Annotated in this window: 3 protein-coding genes; all 3 read right to left on the bottom strand. The window is 71.3% G+C overall.

Annotation, left to right across the window (positions count from 1 at the left end; translation table 11 throughout):
* Window positions 1–65: 65 nt before the first annotated feature.
* The gene (locus tag ABD191_RS28520; RefSeq protein ID WP_344088947.1) at window positions 66–398 is read right to left on the bottom strand and encodes a hypothetical protein; all 333 of its coding nucleotides are present in this window, start codon (window positions 396–398) and stop codon (window positions 66–68) included.
* A complete protein-coding gene (locus tag ABD191_RS28515; protein WP_344088944.1) occupies window positions 395–655 on the bottom strand; it encodes a hypothetical protein in 261 nt (86 codons plus the stop codon). The genes ABD191_RS28520 and ABD191_RS28515 overlap by 4 nt, the downstream gene beginning before the upstream one ends.
* 158 nt (window positions 656–813) lie before the next feature.
* Window positions 814–2,789, bottom strand: a 1,976-nt coding sequence (locus ABD191_RS28510) for a cell division protein FtsK (protein ID WP_344088941.1), incomplete at its 5' end; no start/stop codon positions are given.

Raw genomic sequence — 2,789 nt, 5'->3', positions numbered from 1 at the left:
CCAGAACGTGGGGATGCCGTACCGGTCGCCGTCCGGGTCGTGGAACGCGGCGCGGATGCGCGACATCAGGCGGCCCTCCGGGTGGTCCGGGCCGCCCGCAACGCGTCGCGGACGGCGAGATCCATCCCGACCACCAGGCGTTGAGCCTGGCCGTGTGCGGTGCGCTGGTTGGCGTCGAGCCGGACGACGGCGCGCAACTCGATGCGGTCCTTGCCGGTCCGTGTGCGGACGCGGGTCGCGATGAACTTGCCGTAGTCGGTTGCCCAGACGAGCAGGTCAGAGCGGTGCTCACCGGTCGGCATCGTGTAGGCGGTGCAGGAGTGGTCACGGGCGCACCAGTGCGGGTGACCGTCGCCCCGCGGGCGGGTGGTGATGGCGTTGCGGCGCAAGGGATTCATCGGTTCGCGGCCTTCCTCGTGTGGGTGGCGTCGCGGTGGATGCGGGCGAGGTAGTTGAAGGCGCGCCGGCCGTGGCGCAGCCGGAGGCCGGTGCCCTTGCAGGCGCGGCACGCTTTGATCCGCCTCAAGATCCAGGTGGTGTAGTGGCCCTTGCCGGCGCAGAACCGGCAGCGGCCGAACGGGAGCGCCCAGCACGCCGCCGCGTAGAGGCCGGCGGTGAGGGTGCCGAGCAGGGTTGCGAGGAGCGTGGGTGTCACAGGAGGCCTCCTGGGGCCGTTTCCGGCTGTTTTTGGCATGCCGCGACCCGCTACCGGTTGCAGGTAGCCGCAGGTCGCTTGGGATGTGGTGGGTAGCGGGTGGGGTAGCGGCGGCGCTACCTATGCGCCGCCCGCTACCCTGTCCGCGACCGCCCTGGTTATGCGCTTACGTCCGGGTTGCCCTTCTTGGCGATCAAGGCCCGGAGGGCGTCGAGCCGGTAGCCCTTGGCGACCCGTCCGGCGATCTTCACGTCCACCGATGACACGCCCGCCGCGCGGGCCATCTCCGACAGGGCCTCGGCCGTGACGCCGACGTAGGCGTTGGGCCAGCGCTGCACGAGCGCGGCCGACGCGGGCGCCCAGTGCTGCCCGTTGGACGCGCTCACCTCCGCCAGGTCCGCGAGCAGGTCGCGGGCCATGGGCAGGTCCGCCACGCCGACCGCCTTCCCGCCGCGCAGGGCCAGGCCCCGGGCGACGATCGCGGCCTGCGTCTTGTCGGTCGGGAAGTGCGACTGGACCGACACCGGGGTTTCCCCGCCGGTCATGACGCCCCAGCCCGCGTCGATGCGGGGCCGGTAGACGGTGCCGGTGATCCCGCGCTTGTAGGCGCCGGTGCCAAGGATCATGTCGTTTTCCACCTGCCCGGCCACGGACAGGCAGATCCGGTTGGTCACGCACCGCACGATGTTGGGCGGCAGGCTGGTCTTGTCCGGGATCTGGGTGGCCAGGATGACGATGATGTTCAGCGCCCGCGCCCGCTTGATCAGCCGCTCGGCGTCCTCGGCGGCCTGCGGGTTGGCGGCGAACAGTTCGTGGCACTCGTCGATGACGATTAGCACCGGGTGCAACCCCGAGTTGGGCTTACGTGACAGCTCCGGGGTGACCTTGCCGTGCGGTGCCTCACCGCGCTTCTTCGCGGCAAGGATGAGCTTGCCGCGCCGCTCGGCCTCGGCCAGGCCCCACCGCAGGATCGCCGCACCCGCCGCTAGCGCGGTGTCGTCCACGCCGACGACGTAGGTCGAGCACAACGGCTCCAGGTCCAGGAAGTCGCCGGTGCCCTTGAACTCGGCAATCTTGAGTTCGCACGTCGGGTCAAGGACGCCGATCGTGGTCAGCGCCTTGGCCTTGTACGACTTGCCGCTGCCGGGCTGCCCGCCGATAAGGACCGACCGGGCGAACAACGACGTACGGACCGGCCGCTGTCGCTCATCGGTGCCGAACTCGTGCTCATCGAACACGCTGCACACCGCGTTCGGCGCAGCCAACGACCAGACCGGCTTACCCATGACCGACGCGGGCTGGTAGCCCACCCACAGGTCGAGCTGCCCAGCGTGGTCCGGGCCGGCCGTGGGCCACACCTGGTCAACGGGCAGCCGCAGCGCGGAGGACAGGCCGCCGCGCCGGTCGAGGACCCGTACGGCTTCCAGACCGGCGGGCAGGTTCACCCGCGCCAACCAGCCGGGGCCGTCACGGTGGACACCGGGATGGACGAACTCCACCTGCCCCGGCTCCTTGAGCTGCGGCAACCCCAGCGACACGAGCGCGGTACGGACCATGTCGGCCGTCAGCCGGGTGAACCGGCGACCGTTGGTCACCCGGTCGGTGATCGGCTTGTCCGGCGGGCGCCCCGCCCGCGCGCAGACGACCGCGAGCACCGCGAGGGCCGCGTACCAGCCCCACCACGGCACGGCGTCCGTCACGTAGGCCACGATCAGGCCGATCAGCACCACGAGCAGGGCAGGGATGACGACCCACCAACGACCCCGGGCCTCCTTGCTGCGGGTGCGGTTGAGTGACTGCCAGGTGTAGGCGTCGTTCGTGTTCGCGGCGTGCTGGCGCAACTGCCAGTTGCCCTCCTCAGCGGTAGTCCACCGCAGCCCGCGCTTGAGCGTGCGGAGCAGGCCGACCGGGGCGTAGATGGCGACCTTCGCCGCGTACTTCGGCGAGCGCACCAGGTGGAACGCGGCGTAGTAGCGCAGGTTCGCGCGAATCGCGGACAGCGTCGCCTTCCGCTGCGCCCGGTCGGCCCACCAGCGGGGCACGACCGGCGCCCGACCGGTCGCGTCGGTGCTGGTCAGCGACCCCCACGACAGGTTGACCGACACGTCGCCGTCCGGGGCGTCGGCCGGGCCGC

Source organism: Luedemannella helvata, assembly GCF_039528415.1.
In the GTDB taxonomy this organism is placed as follows: domain Bacteria; phylum Actinomycetota; class Actinomycetes; order Mycobacteriales; family Micromonosporaceae; genus Luedemannella; species Luedemannella helvata.
The sequence above is the reverse complement of the archived record's forward strand: the minus strand, read 5'-3'. Positions and strand labels throughout refer to the sequence as shown.

What these genes read in the sequence shown, in the direction of transcription:
- ABD191_RS28520 (WP_344088947.1), bottom strand. Translation starts at nt 398, where the DNA reads ATGAATCCCTTGCGCCGCAACGCCATCACCACCCGCCCGCGGGGCGAC.